The following is an 853-nucleotide window of genomic DNA, read 5'->3' on the forward strand; positions in this document are numbered from 1 at the left end:
AATTAGCGGGCTTTTTGCATTCTAAATCATAGCATTTCGGTATCTACCCTACCTACGGAACCAGTTGGGAATTAGCTTGGCGTTAACCCTGTATGAATAATTTTTCGGCAACGATCAACCTAGCATAATCGTCCTCATCATGAGGAGTAACTGTTATGGACAAAACATTTCACACTATTAATCACTACGGATTTTAGCGTTTATACGATCGCTAGCTGGCCAATGTCATTCGGTTTCATAGAGTATCAGTTAACCCAGTGTACTGGTGTCATTTCATTAGCCTTTCTAACAGTCGTCATGCTACTCGCGATTAAACCAAGATGGTTGACTAGCAAATTAGTTAATAAAAGTCAGTGTTATCAGCGACATAAACAATTTCGTATAGGTAGTGGAATCGCACTAATCATACACTGGCTGATTGCTAATGACGTCGTATTAACTCAGTGTCTATTCGGAGTCGGAGGCAATATGCAGAACTTTGACGAATAGAGAATGTGGTGACTTTCCGAATTCAAGCAAAACGCTCTGTTAGTAGAAATGTGGCTAGGTTCTTGTTTCTGAGTACCGACTTAATCTATCGTGTAACAAGTCACCATAAAAAGGATAGATAAATGACAGATGAATACACACCACCAAAGGTTTGGACTAACGATGTAAGCGCGGGAAACAAATGGGCGAACATCAACAGCCCAGAGTCAGGCTCTCGATTTGATAAAGAGCTACCTGCTGGAAAGCACCCTTTTCAACTCTACTCGCTAGGAACGCCGAATGGTCAAAAAGTGACTATTATGTTTGAAGAGCTTCTAGCGGCGGGTATAAAAGAAGCCGAATACGACGCTTTCTTAATCAATAT

Annotated in this window: 1 pseudogene; it reads left to right on the forward strand. The window is 40.9% G+C overall.

The features are described 5' to 3' along the window. Positions 1-611: 611 nt before the first annotated feature. Positions 612-853 (forward strand): annotated as a pseudogene (locus BCU12_RS10755) (glutathione-dependent disulfide-bond oxidoreductase); the annotation flags it as partial.

The sequence above is a fragment of the Vibrio sp. 10N.261.55.A7 genome, from assembly GCF_002877365.1.
Taxonomy (GTDB): domain Bacteria; phylum Pseudomonadota; class Gammaproteobacteria; order Enterobacterales; family Vibrionaceae; genus Vibrio.